The organism is Terrimesophilobacter mesophilus (genome assembly GCF_014200375.1).
Classification (GTDB): Bacteria; Actinomycetota; Actinomycetes; order Actinomycetales; family Microbacteriaceae; genus Terrimesophilobacter; species Terrimesophilobacter mesophilus.
Genome location: NZ_JACHBP010000001.1, coordinates 2,153,350 through 2,173,261, shown reverse-complemented (window position 1 = coordinate 2,173,261; position 19,912 = coordinate 2,153,350). Strand labels below are relative to the sequence as shown.

The window sequence follows — 19,912 nt, the reverse complement described above, 5'->3', positions numbered from 1 at the left end:
GCCGATCGTGACCTCGTGGCCATCGTTGCCGACTGAGATGTTTGGACAGCCGGTCGTCGCGCGCTCCAAGTCGGTACAGGACGAATCTGCCCAGGCGGGCACTGAACCAACCGAAACCAAGAGAACCATGGCAATGGTCGCAATTAGGAGTCTGTGCAAAAGTCTCGGCCTCCCCACGGGTCAATATGGGCAATCAAGATGCCGCGATTTGGCTTCTCGAACCACGAATAGGCGATCTCGGCGGGAGAGCGATCAGGTCGGTCGGTCGAGACGACACTGACGCCCCTCGCATCTAGAACGTCAACGCTCGAGACATCTATACATACGTACGCCCGCATTATTGGTGCGCCTTGGACGGCGTGCGAATCGTATTGTTCAATCCTTAGCGAGTCGAACGTCGTTGTTCCAGTGCTGTGCCAACCCTTCTCGCGGGCCTCCGCGAAACCCTCGTTCTGCAACTCGGCCCACTCTCTAGTCGCGACTGTAAGCAGTCGCTCCTCGCCCTTGCCACCGTCGGAGAGAATCTGATCTGAAACCGCAAGGTACTTCGCATACGCCTCCGTGGCCGCCGCGAGAGCATCCTCGTCGGACGCGAAGATGGGAGTCGAGTGAGGTTCCGGCGGCGGCGAGATGACGGGCTCGCTGGGTACGCAGCCGGCGAGCAGCAGTATGGCCAGCAGTGTTGCTGCAGGGTGCAGCATCCGAAACCCCATGGGAACGAAGGTAGGTCAGGGCCGCCTGTTCCCGCCAGAGTTATCCACAAGTCGCGATAGCGTTGGATCATGACCGTGCATGGCGCGTGGGAGCGAACCGCGAGAGGCGCGATGCTGCTCGGTGACGATGACCAGCTGCGTCCGACGATCTTCGCGGAGATGTCCGCGCTGGCGGCGACGACGGGGGCCATCAATCTGGGCCAGGGTTTCCCCGACGAAGACGGCCCAGCGGAAGTGCTCGACGCTGCGCGGGACGCCATCAGTGCTGGGCTGAACCAGTACCCGCCGGGGCTCGGCATGCCCGTTCTGCGGCAGGCCATCGCGCAGCACCAGTTCCGCTTCTACGGTCTCGATGTCGACCCCGACCGCGAAGTGCTCGTCACCGCCGGCGCCACGGAGGCGCTCGCCGCGACGATCCTGGCCCTCACGGACGACGGCGATGAGCTCGTCACCTTCGAACCGTTCTACGACTCCTATGCGGCGATTGCGGGGCTCGCCCGGCTCCGGCACGTCACGGTACCGCTGCGTGGTGCGGACTTCCAGCCCGACCATGACGAACTCCGCGCCGCCGTCACCGACCGCACCCGCATCATCCTGATCAACGACCCGCACAACCCCACCGGCACGATTCTCGGGGCGGACACGCTCTCCCTCATCGTCGAACTAGCACACCAGCACGATGCGCTCATCGTCACCGACGAGGTCTACGAGCACCTGACCTTCAGCACTTCCCACACTCCGATCGCGAGCCTCCCCGGAGCGCGCGAACGCACTGTCAGCATCTCGAGCGGCGGCAAGACATTCAGCACGACCGGCTGGAAGATCGGCTGGGTCACCGCCCCGCACGAACTCATCGAGGCGATCACCGCGGTCAAGCAGTTCCTCACGTTCGTCAACGGCGCACCGTTCCAGCCGGCCATCGCCGTCGGGCTCGGCCTGCCCGACTCCTACTTCACGGATGCCGCCGCCGCCCTCGAGGCGAAGTGCGGCCTGTTGTTCGCCGGCCTCGTCGCTGCCGGGTTCACCGTCTCGCGCCCCCGTGGCGGCTACTTCGTGATCGCGGATGCCGCCCCGCTCGGCTTCGCCGACGCGGACGACGCGTGCCGCCGGCTGCCGGAACTCGCCGGCGTCGTCGGCATCCCGGTGACCGCATTCGTCAGGCCGGAGCGCCGGGCGGACTATGCCTCGCTCATCCGGTTCGCGTTCTGCAAGAAGACCGAGGTGCTCGAGCGCGCGGCGGCGCAACTGGCGGGGATCAGGCGCTGACTGGGGCCAGTGGCAGGCTCATGGTGAAGCGGGTGCCCGCGCCCTCCTCGCTCGTGACCCCGAGCTCGCCGCCATGGGCCGACACGATCGCCTTCGTGATCACGAGGCCGAGTCCGACTCCCGGCACGGCGTTCCTCGTCGCTGTCGACGCGCGGAAGAATCGGGAGAAGAGCTTGTCGAGTTCGGCGGGCGGTATCCCCATCCCGGTGTCCTGGAAGGACACCGTCGCGTTCTCCGCGTCGGTCACGACACTGACTGTCACGTTGCCACCGCGTGGCGTGAACTTGAGGGCATTCGAGATGAGGTTGTCGCACGCCTGACCGAGACGAACGACATCACCGCGGATGATCGTGCGATCCGGAGCGCTCATCGCGAGTTCGATCCCGGCGGTCGCCGCGGCCGGCCGCGCCGACTCGACCGACGCGGCCACGATGGCGCTCAGATTCTGTTCGCTCTGGTCGACCTGGAACATCCCCGAGTCGACCTGTGCGGTGAAGAGCAGGTCTCCGACGAGTCGCAGCAGTCGGTTCGCGTTGCGCTCGGCCACGGAAAGGTAGTGCAGCTGGTTGGCGGTGAGCTCGGTCCCGTCCTCGTCGCGCAGCAACTCCAGATAGCCGAGTATCGAACTGAGCGGCGTCCTCAGCTCGTGAGAGATGAGCCCGACGAACTCGTCCTTGAGCCGGGAGAGCTCCTTCGCCTTCGTGAGGTCACTCGCGATGAAGAGGTAGCCGGTGATGTCCCCCGACTCGTCCAGCCGAGGGGTGACGGCAAGGTCTACCGGGATGATGCGACCATCGGATGCGCGGTAGGCCCACTCCCTGATCTCCGCAACGCCCAGCCGGGCCGGCTCGACGAGGGCGGAGAAACCCGGGTTGAGAACCGTCTCACCCGCGGGATAGTTGAGCTCCTTCGATCGAGCAGCGAGCTCGTCCTGGAGGTGGAATTCGTCGACTCTGCGGATGCCCTCGGTCTCGTCGTCGGTATACCCGAGCATCTTCGTCGCGCCGGGGCTCCAGGCGTCGATGAGACCGGTGCGGTCCGTACCGATCACCGACTGCTCGGTGACGGCGGCCCACAGGCCGCGGAACATCCGCTCGAGCGCGCGGAGTTCTGCTTCACGCTCGGCGAGCCGCTCGGCATGTTCGACCGCCTCGCGCAGCAGACGGGCACGCTCCTCCGCCCGCTGGGAGGCATCCTCCGCTCGCGCCTGCCAGTGTCGGGCGAGTTGGTTCACGACGACGGCGGCCACCACGAAGACAAGAGGACTCACGAGGCTGCGCACGACGAATTGCGGATCGAATGCCAGCCTCCACTCGATGGCCAGCGGAATGAGGACGGCCACGACCGCGCCCAGTGTCGCGAACAGCACGAACCGCCGTCCGCGTTCAGCCGCGAGCCAGAGGATCGGCAGCAGAACGAGAGCGCCGAAGGCCGAGTTGCCGCTCCCCATGCCTCCGCGAAGAAGACCGATCGCCACGAAGTCGATCGACGGGACGAGGAGCACCCAACCCGGGTGGACCGGACGCGAACTCACGTACACGGCGAGAATGCTCGCCACGAGCGCGAGAACCATGGCCGCGATCACAGCGGCGCCGGAGCTCACGAACTGCGTCGGCAGCAGGAGCGCGAGAAACAGCGCGACGACGAAGAAGGCCGCGAAGGGCATCTGCTTGATCGCGGGCGTCGGACTTGCCGTCGTCAACTGCGCGATGAACCGCTGGAGTCGCGTTCTCATGCCGCGGAAGCCCACATCCGGGTTCGCCTGGTCAGGCCGCCCACCGAGGCACCAGCTTCTCGAGAAGGCTGCGGACATCCGCGCGGGAGACCGGCTTCATCAGCCTCGCGGCGAGCGGTGGATGCCGTGCCGCCTCCAGGACGGACGAGCTCACGACGACGCAGTCCGGCCACCCGCTCTGGATGCGTTCGGCAAGTTCCCACCCGTTCATCCCCGGGAGGATGAGGTCGGTCATGACAAGGTCGGGATCCTGGGTCGGCATCGTCTCCAGAGCGGCTTCGGCGGTCTCCACCGCGGTGACCTCGCATCCGGCGAGCTCGAAGTAGCGCTGCATGAGGAAACGCTGGTCCTCACCGTCCTCGACGATGAGCACCCTGACGGCGGGCGCGATGGTGGCACTCTCCACGAGGTCAGCCGACCTGGCCGGATTCGCGAATGATCTCGAGCGGCTCGCAGTACGTGCCCTGGCCGAAGCGCGCCCAGTAGCGTGCCGTCGCGAGAGCGAGATCCGGATCGAGAATGCCCGGCCTCGACCCGCCGCGCGCGAAGCAGTCAAGCATGGCGAGTTTGGCGTCGGTGAAGCCGTCGATCGTCACGAACCGGTTCGGCCTGTAATCCACCGTCGCTGTCGACCCCTGGAAACAGACGAGTGAGCTGACATCCGATGCCGCGATCATCGTGGCGCCGAACGCGGTGCGGTGGTCCTGATCACGATCGTGCTCGGTGTGCACGTAGATGATCGTGGGGAGCAGCTCGGCAACCGCCTTGGCGATCACGTCCACGGCCTGCTCCTGACGGAACTCCCGAGCAGGCAACTCCTCCATAAGAAGCCTGGCCCCGATGAGTCTCGCCGAGGCGGAGCCCTCCTCCCACGCCGCGCGGATGCCGCCATCCCGCGAACCGCTCGAGAGGGTCAGAATCGCCACGGGGTCGCCCGCGGCGCGATGCGCTGCGAGGGTCCCGCCCACTCCGATCTCGACGTCATCCGGATGCGCGCCGATCGCCAGCACGACCGACTTGCCGGCAGCGTTCGCCCGCACGCGGGAATCTTCCGCCAGTCGTCGCACGTGGGACACGAGCTCGGAGGATGAGATCGGCTTCGTGAGAAACTCGTTCGCCTGGTTGCGAAGCGCCGTGACGGCGTAGTCGATGGAAGCGTGCGCGGTCATGACGATGACCGGAATGCCCGGCCGCGCCTCGCGCAACTGCACGATGAGATCGAGCCCGGACATCCCCGGCATCTCTATGTCGGTGATGACCACCTCGGGGCGGAAGTCGCCGACCGATGCCAGGACCTCCGTCGGATCGGTGAAGGTGAGAACGGTGCATCCCAGCTTGTTCTCGAGAATCGTGCGTGTGTATTCGGCGACATCGAGGTCATCCTCGACCACCATCACGCGATAAGGCTCAGTCATCGTCTCCCCCAAGATCGACCGTCAGAGACAGCCTACGCACTCCATGGCAGGTTAGAAAGCAATCGTTCGATGCCGACCCGTCAGAGCGGGGTGACCCCGAATCGACGCAGCGCGAGTGCAGGATTCACGGCGCGCACCTCGGCGATGCGGGCGGGCGAGATCCAGGCGACGGCGACATCCGTGTTCTCGCCGATCGTGGCGAGCTCGATGCCCATCGGGTCGACGATCATACTGTTGCCTGCGCCGATGGGCGGAGCCTGGTCTGCAGCGGCGATGTAGACGGTGTTCTCGAGCGCGCGTGCGGTGACGAGCGTGCGCCAGTGGTGCTCCTTGAGCGGGCCGCGTACCCACTCGCTGGGCAGCAGGATGAGGTCGGCGCCGGCATCCACGATGCGGCGGGTCACCTCGGGGAACCGGATGTCGTAGCAGGTCTGCAGGCCGACGGTGAGCCCGCCGAGCGCGAAGGTCTCCGGCGCCTCGATCGGGCCGGCCACGACCCAGTCGGACTCCTTCTGCCCGAAGGCGTCGTACAGGTGGATCTTGCGGTACTTCCCGACGAGTCTTCCGGATGCGTCGAACGCGACGAGCGTGTTGGAGAACCGCTTTGGATCGGGGACGGTCTCGAGCATGCCGGCGACGAGGTGAACGCCGAGCTCGTCGGCGAGCGCGGCTAGCGCTGTGGCGAAGGGGCCGTCGATCGGTTCGGCGGCGGCGACCGAGCGTTCGCCCAGCTCGGGCACGAAGAAGGACGAGTATTCGGGGAAGACGACGAGCTTCGCGCCCCGGCTCGCCGCGCGGGTGGCGAGCGAGCGGATGTCCGCGAGATTCTGCGCCGTGTCGTCGCCGGGCGCGAACTGGGCGACGGCGATCGCGATCGAGTCGTCGGTCATGGTGCAAGCCTACGAGCATCGCGGGCGTCTCGCGCCGACGAGGACCCGCCCGCGGTCCACGCAATAGACTCGGGGCATGCCGAGCAGCTTCGTCTTCGACGCGATCCGCACCCCCTTCGGCCGACTCGGCAAGGCTCTTGCGGGCGTGCGCCCGGACGACCTCGCCGCGACCGTGCTCGCCCAGCTGCTCCAACGCAATCCCGCCCTCGACCCCGCACGCGTGGACGACATCATCCTCGGCGATGCCAACGGCGCGGGAGAGGACAACCGCAACGTCGCGCGCATGGCGGCGATCCTTGCGGGATTCCCGACATCCGTGCCCGGCGCCACGACGAACCGGTTGTGCGGCTCCGGCGTCGAAGCAGTCATCCAGGCGAGCCGGGCGATCGAGACCGGCGACGCCCATCTCATGCTCGCCGGAGGAGTCGAGTCGATGAGCCGCGCGCCATGGGTGCTGCTCAAGCCGTCCAAGCCCTATCCGGCGGGCCACGAGACCCTGTATTCGACGACGCTCGGCTGGCGCATGGTCAATCCGCGGATGCCGGACCAGTGGAGCGTGCCGCTCGGCGAGACCGCCGAGATCCTCGCGGACCGCTACGACATCTCCCGTGAGGAGCAGGATGCCTTCGCGCTGCGCAGTCACCGACTCGCCGCCGCGGCCTGGGACGCGGGCATCTACGACCGCGAGGTCGTTGCGGTGCCGGATGTCGACCTTGAGCGCGACGAGTGCATCAGGGTCGACACGTCCCTCGAGGTCCTCGCCGAACTTAAACCCGCGTTCCGCGGGACCGGCTCGGTCACCGCCGGCAACTCATCCCCCCTCAACGACGGCGCCGGTGCCCTCGTGATCGGCGCGGAGAACGCCCTCGACACGGAGCCGCTCGCCCGCATCGTCTCGAGGGGCGTTCACGCGGTCGACCCGGACATCTTCGGTATCGCCCCCGTCGAGGCCGCGAACAAGGCTCTCGCCCGCGCCGGAAAGACCTGGGAGGATGTCGACGTCGTCGAGCTCAACGAGGCCTTCGCGTCGCAGAGTCTTGCGTGCCTCAAGCTCTGGCCGGACCTCGACCCGGAGAAGGTCAACATCCACGGGGGCGCGATCGCCATCGGGCATCCGCTCGGCGCATCCGGTGCGCGCATTGTCGGCCACGTCGCCCACGAACTCGCTCGCCGAGGCGGCGGTGTGGGCGTCGCCGCGATCTGCATCGGCGTGGGCCAGGGCCTGGCGATCGTGCTCGAAAGGTAGGGGTCCGGGAGCCCGCAGTCCCGGTATGCTGGTGCCTCCTACATCGAGGGGATGAAAATGGCCAAGAGCAACAAGAAGGTCGTCCGGGTCGAGTCGACCGGAGATGCCGAGACCACGTCGAGCAAAGAGCCCGTCTGGACGCCGACGGCGGAGTCGAAGTCCAAAGCCGGGCGATTCCGGATCATCGCCGCCGTTCTGTGGGTGCTCGCGCTCGGCACCGAGGCGTTCGCGATCTTCTGGCTGCTGCGTCAGAAGCCGTTCGAGACCTGGCACCTCATCCTGCTGATCGGTCTGATCGTTGTCATCGGCATCCTCGCCTCCGTCGGCTCAGTCCTCTGGAAGAAGGCGAACCGTTTCGACCCCGCGTCGAAGCAGGACAAGGTGCGGTTCTTCGTGCAGAACCAACTCGGCGCGATCATCACGATCCTCGCGTTCCTGCCGCTCATCATCATGATCTTCCTCAACAAGGACATGGATGGAAAGCAGAAGGGGATCGCCGGCGGAATCGCCATCGTCGTCGGGCTCGTCGCCGTGCTGGCGTTCGGTGTCGACTGGAATGCGCCGTCGCAGGAGGCGTACGCCCAGGACACGGATGCCGTCGTCTTCCTTACCGGCGCCGACGAGGTCACCTGGACGAAGTCCGGATCCGTGTACCACCTCTGCCAGGACGCGTCGGCGGTCAACAAGGATTCCGCCGACGGCCAGATCTTCGTCGGTACGACCCAGGAAGCGGTCGCAGCGGGCAAGTCCCGTCTCACCAAGCAGCTGTCTCAGGAAGTGAAGGAGTGCGGTATCGACCCGCAGAAGCTCGTCGACTGGGAGAACCAGAGCGTCACGCCCCCGACCCCGTAGTCAGGTCATGACAGAAGGCCCGGAACCTTGCGGTTCCGGGCCTTCTGTCGCCTGCCAGGACGAACCCGACGGGGCACTGCGTTGCGGGGACAGGATTTGAACCTGTGACCTCCGGGTTATGAGCCCGGCGAGCTACCGAACTGCTCCACCCCGCGTCACGAGGGTCAACTCTAGCACAGGGGGGCGGGCCGGGCCCGCCCGCTACGGGGTGACACCCGCGGCCGCGATCGCCCGCTCCAGCGCATCCTGCAACTGCTTGTCGGCCTGCGCCGCAGCAACCAGGTCGTTGACGGCGTAGGCCGCCTCACGCGCCTTGAGTGCATCCGCAGCATCCTTGAGCGCAGCGTCAAGCGCAGCGTTGTCGGACGGCGTCGTCGGCCCGCCGGTGCCAGGCTGCTCAGTTCCGGGCCCACCCGTTCCAGGACCCTCTGTCCCGTTGTCGCCGGCCGAAGCCCCGGAGTCGCCGCCGAAGATCTCATCGAGCGCGGCATCCAGCGTCGGCTCGAACGCGATCTTGTCACCGAACGCCACGAGAACCTTCTTCAGGAGAGGGTAGCTCGTCTCCCCCGTCGACTGGATATACACCGGCTGCACATACAGCAGGCCGCCGCCGACCGGCAGGGTGAGCAGGTTGCCCTTGAGCACCTTCGTCGACCCCTGGCTGAGCAGGTTCAGCTCGGTCGACACGGTCGGGTCCGAGTTGAAGTTGTTCTGCACCTGGCCGGGGCCGGGCACCGTCTCCGCCTTCGGCAGAGTGAGCAGGGTGAACTTGCCGTAGTCCGGCGAGATCGTGCCCGGCGTGTCCCCGGCATCCGCATTCACCGAGAGATATCCGGTGAGGATGCTGCGCGCCTTGTCGCCGGACTCCTTCGGAATGTAGGTGGAGTACAGGGTGAATGCCGACTTATCAGCCCCCGGTGTCTTCATCGTGAGGTAATACGGCGGCTGGAGCTTCGCGCTCGCCGGCGGCTGCGTCGGGTCCGGCGGGGTCACCCAGGCGTCGTCGCTCGAGAACCACGAGTTGGGATCCGTCACGTGGTAGGTGCCAAGAATCGCCCGCTGCACCTTGAACAGATCCGACGGGTACCGAACGTGACTCATGAGATCCGGGCTCATCGCGCTCATCGGCTTGATCGTCGTCGGGAAGATCTTCTGCCAGGTCTTCAGAATCGGATCCGAATCATCCCACGCGTACAGCGTGACCTTGCCGGTGTAGGCGTCCACCGTGGCCTTCACCGAGTTGCGAATGTAGTTGATGTCGTCGACCGCGAACAGCGGCGTCGGCGTGTAGGTGTCCGCGATCGCGTTCGAGAGCTGCTCGATATTCGAATACGGGTATTGATCGCTCGTCGTGTAGCCGTCGACGATCCACTGGATCTTCCCGTCCACGATGGCGGGATACGGGTCGGAGTCCAGGGTGAGGTACGGCGCCACCTTCTGCACACGGGTCAGCGGGTCGCGGTCGTACAGGATCTGGGACTGGTCGTTCACATCGCTCGAGAGCAGGATCTGCTCCGACTGGAACTTGATCGCATACACGAGCTTGTTGAAGATGTTGTCGAGCTTCGGCCCGCCATCGCCCTGATACGTCGTCGTGGCGTTCTGGCTGTTCTCCTCGGTGCCGGATGGATAGTCCAGTTCGGCTTCCGGTGCCCCCTTCGGCGCACCGACGATCGAGTAGTCCGGCGATGCCTCGCCGAAGTACACGCGCGGCTCGAACTCGCCGAGATCGCCCGTGCTGGGGATTCCGGACTCGAGGAAGACCGGCAGGCCGTCGACGGTGCGCTGGTTGCCATAAGCCGCCACCACCCCGTATCCGTGCGTGTACACGATGTGGTCGTTGACCCAGTTGCTCGAACTGCCGATGCCGGACTGGTTCAGCTCGCGCACCGCGATCACGGTGTCCTGCGACTTGCCGTCGATCGTGTAGCGGTCGACATCCAGGTGCGGCGCGAACTGGTAATACTGCTTGATCTGTTCGAGCTGCGCGAACGCATCCGACACGAGCGCGGGGTCGAGGATGCGGATGTTCGCCGTCGTCTCCGCGTCGTTGCGCAGGGCGCCGGGTTCGGCATCCGTCTTCGCCTTGTACGGGGTCTCCGTGACATCGGACACGCCGTATGCCGCCCGCGTCGCATCGATGTTGCGCTGGATATACGTCGACTCGACGCTGCGCGCGCTCGGATCGACCTGGAACTTCTGCACGACCCACGGGTACACGCCACCGATGAGGATGCCGCTCACGATGAGGAGCGCCGTCCCCACGATCGGCAGGCGCCACCGCCCGATGATGGCCGTGACGATGAACAGGATCGCGACGAGCGCCGCGATTCCCGCGAGAATCGCCCGACCGGGGATGACGGCGTTCACATCGGCGTAGGAGGCACCGGTGATGAGGTCGGTCGTCGTGGTCGTCGCCATCGTCGAGTACTGGTCCAGCCAGATGCTCACGGCCTGGAGCGCGAGGTAGATCGCTCCCATCGTGGCGAGCTGGATGCGGGCGGAGCGCGAGATCCGCACCTCGCGCCCGTTGAAACGCAGCGCGCCGTACAGGTAACTCGTCGCCAGGACGCTGATGATCGCGATGAGAACGACAGCCGATGCGAATGCGAGAACCGAGTGGTAGAACGGCAGCTCGAAGAGGTAGAAGGAAATGTCGAGGCCGAACTGCGGATCCTTCGTCCCCGAAGGGGTCCGGTTCAGCCATTCGAGCGCGACCTTCCAGTTGGCGCTCGTGGCGAATCCGGCGAACAGCCCGAGCACGGCCGGAATCCCGTACATCGCAAGCCGGCGAAGCGGCTCGATGACCTGCTGGTAGCGGTCGAGCTGTGAGCTGAGCTTCGCGTACACCGGGCGCCACCGGAAGGCCACCTCGATGCTGATCCACACCGGGATCGCCATGGCGAAGAACCCGATCGCGAACATCACACCGCTCGCGATCCACTGCGTGGTGAGAACGTTCAGGAAGCCCAGCTGCGAGTACCAGAGCCAGTCGGCGTAGAGCCCCGCGAAGATGAAGAAGCCGATGACGATGACGGCGATGACCGCGATCGCGGCGACCAGGGGCACTCGTGAACGTCGGACGGGTTGGCGCTCGGCTTGTGACGAAGTCAAGGAATCGCTCCTGGCTTGAGAAAAGGGGTCACACCATCGTAACCGTTGCCTGCGCGGGGTGCCCGCCGCTAACCGGCGGCGCAGCTCGGAAGTGACGCCGTTCCGCTCCCGGACTCGATGGCCTTGAGCGCGGCAAGCGAGTCCTTGAGCGTCGAGACGGCCACGACGGTGAGCCCCGACGGCACGTGACCGACGACCTCGCTGCAGTTCGACTTCGGGGCCAGGAACCAGGTGGCGCCGGCGTGCAGCGCCCCGTACATCTTCTGGCGGATGCCGCCGATCGCCCCGACGGCACCGGAAGCGTCGATCGTCCCCGTTCCGGCGATCTTCTTGCCTCCGTTCAGCTCGCCCGGCGTGAGCTTGTCGATGATGCCGAGCGCGAACATCTGGCCGCCGCTCGGCCCGCCCACATTCTGGAGCTGGATCGTCACGTCGAACGGGAAGGTGTAGTCGATCGACGGGTACACGCCGACGATCGGCGCCGGCGGGCTCTCGTCGCTCATCTTCGGCGTGACCGACACGGTCGACTGGACGCCGTTGCGGATGATGACGATCGGAATCGGATTGCCTGCGCCCGATTTCGCGATCACGGCGCGCATGGATTCGACAGAACCGACCGCCTCGCCGTTCACCGACACGATCACATCGCCGGGTTCGAGGATCCCTTTGGATGCGGAGTCATCCGTGAGGGCTCCGACGGTCACCACGCGGGGAAGGTCGTAGCCGAGCTCTGTGAGCGCCGCCGCCACGGCGTCCTTCTGCGAATTGGCCATCTGGATGCGGCCATCCTCGTTCGACTGCTGCACCGTGTATCCGGGCGGGTATACGGCATCCAACGGCAGCACGGCCCTGCTCGGATCGAACCAGGCCGTGACGACCTCGAACCAGGTCGGCAGAGTCTGCGGATTTCCGATCGAGTCCACCGTGAGGAGGTCGAGAGTGCCGGCGGTCGGGTAGGTGGTCTGGCTCGGGATCTCGATGAGCGGGACCTTCGAACCGTCGATCGTGACGTCGCCGAGAGTGTTGAACACCGGGCCGGGCGTCTCGATGATGTACGGGGACGGGACGAGCGAGAACACGCACAGCGCGAGAATCGTGCCGGCGACGATCCAGCCGCCGATCCTCCGGCCGCGGCCATGACGCCTGTCCGGCGGATCGTCGACGCTGTCGAAGAGAGCCACGGTCATCCTTTCGTGATCCCTGTTCGCCACAGGCGCACTGCCAGTCTCCAAGCCTAGGTGAAATCCCAGCGACCTCCTGCGCGCAGCGGCTAGCGTAGTTTTCATGCCTGACAATTCGGATCGCGACTTCGATCGCGACGACGACTTCGACCCGGAGGACGATCTTCGGGAGCTGCTTCGCGGGTTCCTGTCCGGAGACTCCGACATCGACCCGTCCAAACTCGCCGGGGTTGCAGGGCTGCCCGGCGACCCCGCGCAGATCGCGCAGCTCATGAGCAAACTGCAGGATGCCCTGCAGAACAGCGGGGACGGCATCAACTGGGGCCTCGCCCTCGAGCAGGCGAAGGCGGTCGCCGGACACCAGCGCACACCATCGCTGCCGGCGGAACGCTCGGCACTCGAGCAGGCCTTCCACGTCGCCGCACTGTGGCTCGACGACGTCACCTTCATCTCCGAGATCACGTCGACACCGCGGCTCATCAGCCGCACGGAGTGGGTCACCGCGACCATGCCGATCTGGACCCAGCTGGCGGAACCCGTCGCGACGAGCATCGCGGACGCCTTGACGCGCGTCCTCCACGAGCAGTCGCCTGAGGACATGGGCGACATGATCGCCGGCGCGAGCAAGCTCATGCGCAACGTGGGAGGGACCCTTTTCGCCATGCAGCTCGGGCAGGCCGTCGGACAGCTCTCCACCGAGGTCGTCTCGGGCGGAGATGTCGGCATCCCGCTCCTGGGCGGAGACGACGGCTCAGCCGATGGGGCCATCCAGGCCGCGATCATCCCGCAGAACCTCGACGCGTTCGGCGCGGGACTCGACATCGAGCTCGAGCAGGTGCGGCTCTACCTCGCCGTCCGCGAACTCGCGCACGCGCGCCTCTTCCGCCACGCCAAGTGGCTGCGCCTGCAGATGCTGACCTCGATCACCGAGATCGCCCGCGGGATCAGCATCGACACCACGAGACTCGAGAGCCTCGTCGAAGACTTCGACCCGAGCAACACGGAATCGCTCCAGCGTGCGGTCTCCCAGGGCGAACTGCTCGCCCCCAAGAACGAGCAGCAGCTCGCGGCCCTTGCGAGGCTGGAGACCACTCTCGCACTCATCGAAGGCTGGGTGGATGTCGTCACGGCCGACGCAACGACCCGGCTCCCCAAATCGGGTGCGATCGCCGAAACCGTCCGCAGGCGGCGGGCATCCGGCGGGCCGGCGGAGTCGGCCATCTCGACGCTCGTCGGCCTCGAACTGCGGCCGCGCCGACTCCGCGAAGCGGCGGCGATGTGGCAGCAGCTCACGGATGCCGTGGGGGCCGAGCGGCGCGACGCGCTCTGGTCGCACCCCGACCTCATCCCGTCGAGCGAGGACATCGACGACCCTGCCGCGCTCATCGCGCGCATCACCAACCCCGACCAGGAGCCGGACGACGTGGATCGAGCGATCGAAGAACTCCTGGGCGACCCCGACGGCGACCGTCCCATCGAAGACTGATTCGTCGAGAACCGCCGCGACCCTGTGGAGGGATCGCACCCGACCGGCCGAAGTCCGGGCATCATGTCGGGATGGCGCTCAAGCTCGATCCCCGATACCCGGTCGTCTGGCGCAGTCCGGACAGCCTCCAGCTCGGCGTCGACGCACCACGCGTTCTCCTGAACCAGGTGTCGACGGCCCACGAACGGATGCTCGCAGCCCTCGCGGTGGGCGTCACGCGGGCGGGGCTCACGATGATCGGAAACGAGTGCGGTCTGGATGCCGACGCCATCGCCGCCTTCGAGCGGGACATCCGGCCTGCACTCTCGACGCACACCGTCCCCGTGCCCACGCGTGCACCCCGCGGCATCGTCACGATCGACGGACGCGGACCGACAGCGGACCGGCTCGAGTGGAGACTGCGCGAGGCCGAACTCGACTCCCGGCGCCCGGCCGGGTCCGGCGACGCAGACGAGCTGACCGACTTCGCCGTCGTACTCGGCGACTTCGTTCTCGACCCGGGGACTCGGCAGCGCTGGCTGCGGCGGGACGTCCCGCACCTTCCCGTCGTCTTCTCGGACAAGAGCGTGACCATCGGACCGGTCATCGAGCCGGGCGATGGACCGTGCCTCTTCTGCCTCGAACTCCACCGGAAGGATGCCGACCCGGCATGGCCGGCCATCGCGTCGCAACTGCTCGGCAGGCGCAGTCCCATCGAGTCACCGTTCCTCGCGAGTGAGGCGGCCACGGCCGTCGCCCGCATCGTCCACTCCCGAGTGGCGGGCATCCGCGCGGACACGGCGACCTCGATCTCGATCGACGCCGCGACGGGCCATCGGGTGCGCAGGACCTGGACGCGGCATCCTGAGTGCGGTTGTGCGGGAATCCCTGAGCTCAGTGAACCAGGTCAGCAAGAAAACGAGACGCCGTATTCGCGCCGGGACGCTGGCCGTTCGACGCAGACCAGGAGAGGTGCAGTCGCGTCCGTGCCCGCGTGATACCCACGTAGAGGAGCCTGCGCTCCTCGTCGATCGCCTCCTGGGAGGCCGCGTAACCGATGGGGAGCAGCCCCTCCTGCACCCCGACGACGAAGACCACCTCCCACTCGAGCCCCTTGGCCGAGTGCAGTGTCGCCAGGGTGACGGCCGGCATCGTCGGTTCGTGCTGGCTGGATGACCGTTCGACGAGTTCGGCCACGAATTCGTCGAGGCCGGCGCCGGGTGGCTGCTCCTCGGCCAGAAGCATGAGGGCGTTGAGCGACTCCCACCTCGCACGCACGGCACCACCGGTGTCCGGCGGATCCTGGGTCCAGCCGAGCGAGCGCAGCACGTCGCTCACGGTCTTGAAGAGCGCCTCATCCGTCTTGACGATCGTCGCTCCCTTGAGCATCATGATCGCCTGCTTGATCTCGGCGAGGTCGAAGAACCGGCTCCCCCCTCTCACCTGGAAGGCGATCCGGGCATCGTCGAGCGCCGTGCCGATCAGTCCGGACTGCGCGTTGATCCGGTACAGCACCGCAATGTCCTGGGGTCTGACGCCGGACTCGAGAAGGTCGGCGATCCTGGAGGCGACCTCCCTCGCCTCGGCCGCATCGCTGCGATGCGCGTCGATCGTGGGAGACGGATGCGCCTCGGCGGCCCGCGAGGCGACGAGGTTGAGCGCGCCGGGCCGATCCCGCATGAGCCGGTTGCCGGTGTCGACGATCGCCGGAGTCGAACGGTAGTTCCGCTCGAGCTGCACGAGGGTCGCATTCGGGTATCTCCGCGGAAACCCGAGAAGGAAGTCCGGAGTCGCACCCGTGAACGAATAGATGGTCTGGCTCGCGTCGCCGACGACGCAGAGCTCCTGCCGGTCGCCGAGCCACAGGTCGAGAAGCCGTTGCTGGAGCGGCGAGACGTCCTGGTACTCATCGACGGTGAAGTACCGGTACTGCTCCCGCACCTGCTCCGCGACGCGTGGCTCCGAGTCGATCATCCCGGCGCACGCGAGGAGCACATCCTCGAAGTCCAGCTGTCGACGCGCATCCTTGAGCTCCTCGTACACCCGCTGCAGGTCGAGGACCTTCGCGGGGTCCAGCGCAGCGGGAACCGGACGAGCAGCCTTCGCATACTCGTCGAGCGAGAGGCAGGAGATCTTCCGCCACTCGACCTCGGCGGCCACGTCGCGCAGGGTCGCCGTGTCGACGCGGATGCGCAGGGACTCGGCAGCTTGCCCCAGCACGCGCGCCTTGCCCTCGAGGATTCTCGGCATGGTTCCTCCGACGACCTGCGGCCAGAAGAACGCGAGTTGCGACAATGCGGCCGCGTGGAAGGTCCGGCTCGCGACACCTCCGGCCCCGAGGCGGCGAAGCCTCCCCCTCAGTTCGGATGCCGCGCGCGTCGTGAACGTGATGGCCATGACCTTCGACTCTGTGTACACACCGGTCGCCACACCGTAGGCGATGCGGTGCGTGATGGCCCTGGTCTTGCCTGTCCCCGCGCCGGCGAGAACGCGCACCGGTCCCCGCAGGGACTCCGCCACCATCCGTTGCTCCGCATCGAGCCCGTCGAGCAGATCCGCGGCGTTCACCCGGCACCGAGCCACTGGTCGATGATGGCGCGCGCGATCGAGGCCGGCCCCGGGAGGATGAGTCCCTCATCCGAGCGAAGCTCCTCGCGGGTGAACCAGCGCACGTCGAGGATCTCCGTGCCATCCGGAGCGAGTGTCCAGTCCTGAGAGGGGTCCGCGAGCGCCCTGAAGCCGAGCATGAGAGAGGCGGGAAACGGCCAGGGCTGCGAGCCGAGGTAGGTGGGGTCGACCACCCGGATGCCGGACTCCTCGAAGATCTCCCGAATGACGGCGGCCTCGAGCGATTCGCCGGGCTCGACGAACCCGGCCAGGAGTGAATACCGGTCGTGCTGCCACATCGCGTTGGACCCGAGCAGCAGACGATCCTGTTCGTCCACGACCGCGACGATGATCGCAGGGTCGGTCCGGGGGAACACCTCGGCGCTGTCGCCTGGGGCGCGCAGAACCCAGCCGCCATCCTCGAGAACAAGCGGCCCACCGGTGCGAGGGGAGAACCGGTGGGATGCCCGCCAGTTCGCCAGGGCGATGGCCTCCACGAGCAGCCCGGCGTCTCGGTCGTCGAGGAGCGCCGCGACATCGCGCATGCCGACCCAGGCATCCTCGTCGGCCAGCGTCAGTGCCGCCTCGTCGTCCAGCGACACCGCGATGAACGCGGTTCCCTTCGGCTCGCGACCGGCCGGCGACGTAGATCGTCCCAGGTAGAACTGGGCCACCGCGCCGGATGCCGAAATCCGATCCGGAGCGAACAGGACGAGGGATGCTGCGCCGTCCAGGTCGCACAGCGCCTTCCCCGACCACACCGGGAGAAGCCGTGTTCCCGGATCGGCCCGAAGCTCTTCGAACAGGTTCGGCCTGAGCCTGGAAAGGTAGTCCCGGTCCACAGCGCTGCGCGAGAGCGCCGTGGCGAGCCCGGCGGCGGGAGCGGCCGGATGCGCGCGGGACTCTGTCACCTCATCATCATTGCAGGAGAGAAGGATGGGAAGTGCGTGGCGTTGGGAGCCGCTCGCCCAGACACGACCTACCCTGACCGTATGGCCAGATCCCATCTCACCCTCGCCGCTCTCGCCACGGCCGCGGTCCCGGAGCTCGATGCTGCGGGGGCCATGGCCATCGGAAGCGGAGCCCACGGCGACTTCGAAGCCGCGCTCGTGACCGGAATGGACGGCGCGCACTGGATCATCCGCATCCCCAACACAGAGCGCGCGGAGGCCGAGCAGTCCGCCGACCTCGTCGCACTGCGGGCACTCAGCACCGGCATCCGGAGCAGGCTCCCGTTCGGCGTCTCCACGTTCGCAGGGCAGGTGCCGATCGGCGGTACGCGCGCGGTCGTCTACGCCTTCGTACACGGTTCGCGGGTTGCGCTGGGGGACATCGCACCCGGCAGCGAGCTCGCCGCATCGATCGGGCGCGCCATTGCGGCGATCCACACCCTGCCGACGAGCTTCGTCGTCGACGCGGGACTGCCGGTCCTCAGCCCGACGGAGTTGCTTCGCGCCAACATCGTCATCATGGACCGCGCTTCGGCCACCGGGCTCGTTCCCGCCGCCCTGCTCGGTCGCTGGGAGAGCGCCGCAGAGGATTCCGCACTGTGGCAGTTCGCGCCGACCGTCGTGAATGGATCGCTCTCGGCGGATTCCCTCCTCGCGGACGGCCAGGAGATATCCGGAATTCTCGGATGGCAGGGCCTGAGCGTCGGCGACCCCGCGCGCGACCTGTTCTGGCTGCTCGGATCGACTCGCGATGGCGTCGCCGACACGGCGATCGACGAGTACCAGCTCGCCCGCGGATCGAGCGACCGCCAGCTCGAGCGCCGCGCTCGCCTCTACTCCGAACTCGAACTCGCCAAGTGGCTGCTGCATGGCGCCCAGGAACGCTCCACCGAGATCGTCGACGACGCGGTCGCCATGCTTCATGTTCTCGCCGACTCCGTGCAGAACGACCTCGCGAACACGCTCAGCCACAACACCATCCCGGTCATGGCCGTCGACGAGGTCGAGGCGATGCTCGACCAGCGGCGCGCCTGATGATCCGGGCCTGAGACCCGTACTCCGCTCCACGCTCTCTAACCGAGCTGGCCCCGTACCTCGATCGAGATCGGAACGATCCTCCTCCGCAACCGGAAGTGCAGCGACAGTCTGCCGGTCCGAGCGAGGAGTACCGCGATCACGATGGCGGCGACGGCGGGAACCATGCCGGAGGCGACCATGGCGGTACGCACGCCCCACTGCTCTGCGAGCCAGCCCATGAGCGGCCCACCGATCGCCTGACCACCGAGCACGACCATCGAGTAGATCGCCATGACCCGACCACGGATGATGCGGTTCGATGACATCTGCACGATCGACTCGGCGGCGGTGGCGAACAACAGTCGGGTGAAACCGATCGCCGCCAGGCAGAGCAGGAAGACCGCCACAACGGGAGCGATGCCGGATGCGGCGACCGCGAGGCCGAAGCATCCGGCGGCGAGCATGATCGAGCGCAGGCGGTACGCCCTCCTCCTGGTGGACGCGATCGCGCCCGCGAGAGCGCCGAGGGCTGCGGCCGAACTGTACAGGCCGTATCCGGCTGCCCCCGAGCCGAAGACGTGGTCGGCGAACGCGACGAGCATGACCGGAAGGTTCATCCCGAACGTCGCGACGAAGGCGAGCATGACGATGGGCCAGAAGATCGTCGGTTTGGCCAGCACATACCGAAGCCCCTCACGGATCTGGCCCTTGCTTCGCGATGCCACGAGGGACGGGAGGAGTTCCGCCGTGCGCATGCTGAGGAGTGTCACGACGACGATCCCGGCCGCGAGTCCGTTCGCCGCGATCGACCAACCGGCACCGACGATGGCGATGAGGATGCCGCTGATCGCCGGCCCGACGAGTCCGCCGAGGTGGAAGATCGAGGCGTTGATGCTGATGGCGTTGCCGAGTTTGCCGTGGCCGACCATCTCGTTCACGAACACGGAGCGCGCCGGCGAGTCGACGACCGCGACGCACCCCATGACGAGTGCCGTCGCGAAGACCTGCCACACGACGACGACGCCGCTGATCGTCAGGATCGCGAGCACCGTGCAGGCGACGCCGTTGATGGCCTGCGTCGTGACGAGGAGACGGCGCTTCGGGTAGCGGTCTGCCACCACTCCCCCGAACGGGCCGAGGAACAGCATCGGGCCGAACTGCAGCGCCACGGTGACCCCGACGAGGGCGACGCTCCCGGTGAGCTCGAAGACGAGCCAGTCGATGGCGATGCGCATCGCCCAGCCCGACGTGTTCGAGATGAGTTGCGACACGACATACAGCCGGTAGTTGTGAATGCGAAGGCTGCTGAAGGTGTCCCGCCACAGCGGGCGCTGCAGTATCACCGGTATGGGCGCGGTGGCCGCGTCGTCGAGGGATTGTTCCGGTGTCACGCGGTCTACAGTATGTCGAGACGTTCCATTGACTCGTATTATGACGGCTATAATTCCCATTCGCGTCTGT

Annotated in this window: 16 protein-coding genes and 1 tRNA gene; 6 read left to right on the top strand and 11 right to left on the bottom strand. The window is 66.8% G+C overall.

What is annotated here, in order from left to right:
• Positions 1-143 precede the first annotated feature (143 nt).
• Positions 144-701, bottom strand: coding sequence for a hypothetical protein (locus BKA04_RS10710; protein ID WP_134542298.1), 558 nt, complete (start codon positions 699-701; stop codon positions 144-146).
• An 81-nt stretch (positions 702-782) separates the two neighbouring features.
• On the opposite strand from BKA04_RS10710, the gene BKA04_RS10705 reads away from it, so the two are divergent.
• Positions 783-1,979 carry an aminotransferase class I/II-fold pyridoxal phosphate-dependent enzyme gene (locus tag BKA04_RS10705; protein WP_104096407.1) on the top strand — a complete coding sequence of 399 codons (1,197 nt, stop codon included), beginning with the start codon at positions 783-785 and terminating at the stop codon, positions 1,977-1,979.
• Here the strand turns inward: BKA04_RS10705 and BKA04_RS10700 are convergent.
• The 4 genes from BKA04_RS10700 to BKA04_RS10685 all read right to left on the bottom strand — a co-directional run bounded on the left by BKA04_RS10700 (position 1,969) and on the right by BKA04_RS10685 (position 6,019).
• Positions 1,969-3,714 (bottom strand): sensor histidine kinase, encoded by a 1,746-nt coding sequence (locus tag BKA04_RS10700; protein ID WP_167309732.1) that lies wholly within the window; start codon positions 3,712-3,714, stop codon positions 1,969-1,971. The two genes, BKA04_RS10705 and BKA04_RS10700, sit on opposite strands and share 11 nt — an antisense overlap.
• A gap of 31 nt (positions 3,715-3,745) precedes the next feature.
• The gene (locus BKA04_RS10695; protein ID WP_104096405.1) at positions 3,746-4,120 is read right to left on the bottom strand and encodes a response regulator; all 375 of its coding nucleotides are present in this window, start codon (positions 4,118-4,120) and stop codon (positions 3,746-3,748) included.
• Between the two features lie 4 nt (positions 4,121-4,124).
• Positions 4,125-5,108, bottom strand: coding sequence for a response regulator (locus tag BKA04_RS10690; protein WP_232842380.1), 984 nt, complete (start codon positions 5,106-5,108; stop codon positions 4,125-4,127).
• A 101-nt stretch (positions 5,109-5,209) separates the two neighbouring features.
• The gene (locus BKA04_RS10685; protein ID WP_104096403.1) at positions 5,210-6,019 is read right to left on the bottom strand and encodes a carbon-nitrogen hydrolase family protein; all 810 of its coding nucleotides are present in this window, start codon (positions 6,017-6,019) and stop codon (positions 5,210-5,212) included.
• Between the two features lie 76 nt (positions 6,020-6,095).
• On the opposite strand from BKA04_RS10685, the gene BKA04_RS10680 reads away from it, so the two are divergent.
• Both BKA04_RS10680 and BKA04_RS10675 read left to right on the top strand, forming a co-directional pair.
• Complete coding sequence (locus BKA04_RS10680) at positions 6,096-7,265, top strand: thiolase family protein (protein WP_104096402.1); 1,170 nt, start codon at positions 6,096-6,098, stop codon at positions 7,263-7,265.
• Positions 7,266-7,322: 57 nt separating this feature from the next.
• The gene (locus BKA04_RS10675) at positions 7,323-8,117 is read left to right on the top strand and encodes a hypothetical protein (protein ID WP_104096401.1); all 795 of its coding nucleotides are present in this window, start codon (positions 7,323-7,325) and stop codon (positions 8,115-8,117) included.
• Positions 8,118-8,198: 81 nt separating this feature from the next.
• On the opposite strand, the gene BKA04_RS10670 is transcribed toward BKA04_RS10675, so the two are convergent.
• The 3 genes from BKA04_RS10670 to BKA04_RS10660 all read right to left on the bottom strand — a co-directional run bounded on the left by BKA04_RS10670 (position 8,199) and on the right by BKA04_RS10660 (position 12,412).
• Positions 8,199-8,272, bottom strand: a tRNA-Met gene (locus BKA04_RS10670).
• A gap of 46 nt (positions 8,273-8,318) precedes the next feature.
• The gene (locus tag BKA04_RS10665; RefSeq protein WP_104096400.1) at positions 8,319-11,231 is read right to left on the bottom strand and encodes a UPF0182 family membrane protein; all 2,913 of its coding nucleotides are present in this window, start codon (positions 11,229-11,231) and stop codon (positions 8,319-8,321) included.
• A gap of 68 nt (positions 11,232-11,299) precedes the next feature.
• Positions 11,300-12,412 (bottom strand): YlbL family protein, encoded by a 1,113-nt coding sequence (locus tag BKA04_RS10660; protein WP_408646458.1) that lies wholly within the window; start codon positions 12,410-12,412, stop codon positions 11,300-11,302.
• Positions 12,413-12,515: 103 nt separating this feature from the next.
• Here BKA04_RS10660 and BKA04_RS10655 point away from each other — a divergent pair, with 103 nt between their 5' ends.
• Positions 12,516-13,898, top strand: a complete 1,383-nt coding sequence (locus BKA04_RS10655) for a zinc-dependent metalloprotease (protein ID WP_104096398.1) — start codon at positions 12,516-12,518, stop codon at positions 13,896-13,898.
• Between the two features lie 71 nt (positions 13,899-13,969).
• On the top strand, positions 13,970-14,875 hold the full coding sequence (locus tag BKA04_RS10650; RefSeq protein WP_104096397.1) for a TOMM precursor leader peptide-binding protein: 906 nt from the start codon (positions 13,970-13,972) through the stop codon (positions 14,873-14,875).
• Here BKA04_RS10650 and BKA04_RS10645 read toward each other — a convergent pair.
• Together BKA04_RS10645 and nudC are read right to left on the bottom strand one after the other, a co-directional pair.
• Entirely contained in the window at positions 14,772-16,445 is a 1,674-nt protein-coding gene (locus BKA04_RS10645; protein ID WP_267898942.1) for an ATP-dependent helicase, read from the bottom strand. The genes BKA04_RS10650 and BKA04_RS10645 overlap by 104 nt on opposite strands.
• A complete protein-coding gene (nudC, locus tag BKA04_RS10640) occupies positions 16,442-17,395 on the bottom strand; it encodes an NAD(+) diphosphatase (RefSeq protein ID WP_232842036.1) in 954 nt (317 codons plus the stop codon). Before nudC ends, BKA04_RS10645 begins: the two co-directional genes overlap by 4 nt.
• An 81-nt stretch (positions 17,396-17,476) precedes the next feature.
• Here nudC and BKA04_RS10635 point away from each other — a divergent pair, with 81 nt between their 5' ends.
• Positions 17,477-18,469, top strand: coding sequence for a phosphotransferase (locus BKA04_RS10635; RefSeq protein WP_104096396.1), 993 nt, complete (start codon positions 17,477-17,479; stop codon positions 18,467-18,469).
• Positions 18,470-18,507: 38 nt separating this feature from the next.
• Here BKA04_RS10635 and BKA04_RS10630 read toward each other — a convergent pair whose 3' ends face one another.
• Entirely contained in the window at positions 18,508-19,842 is a 1,335-nt protein-coding gene (locus BKA04_RS10630) for an MFS transporter (RefSeq protein ID WP_232842035.1), read from the bottom strand.
• Positions 19,843-19,912 lie beyond the last annotated feature (70 nt).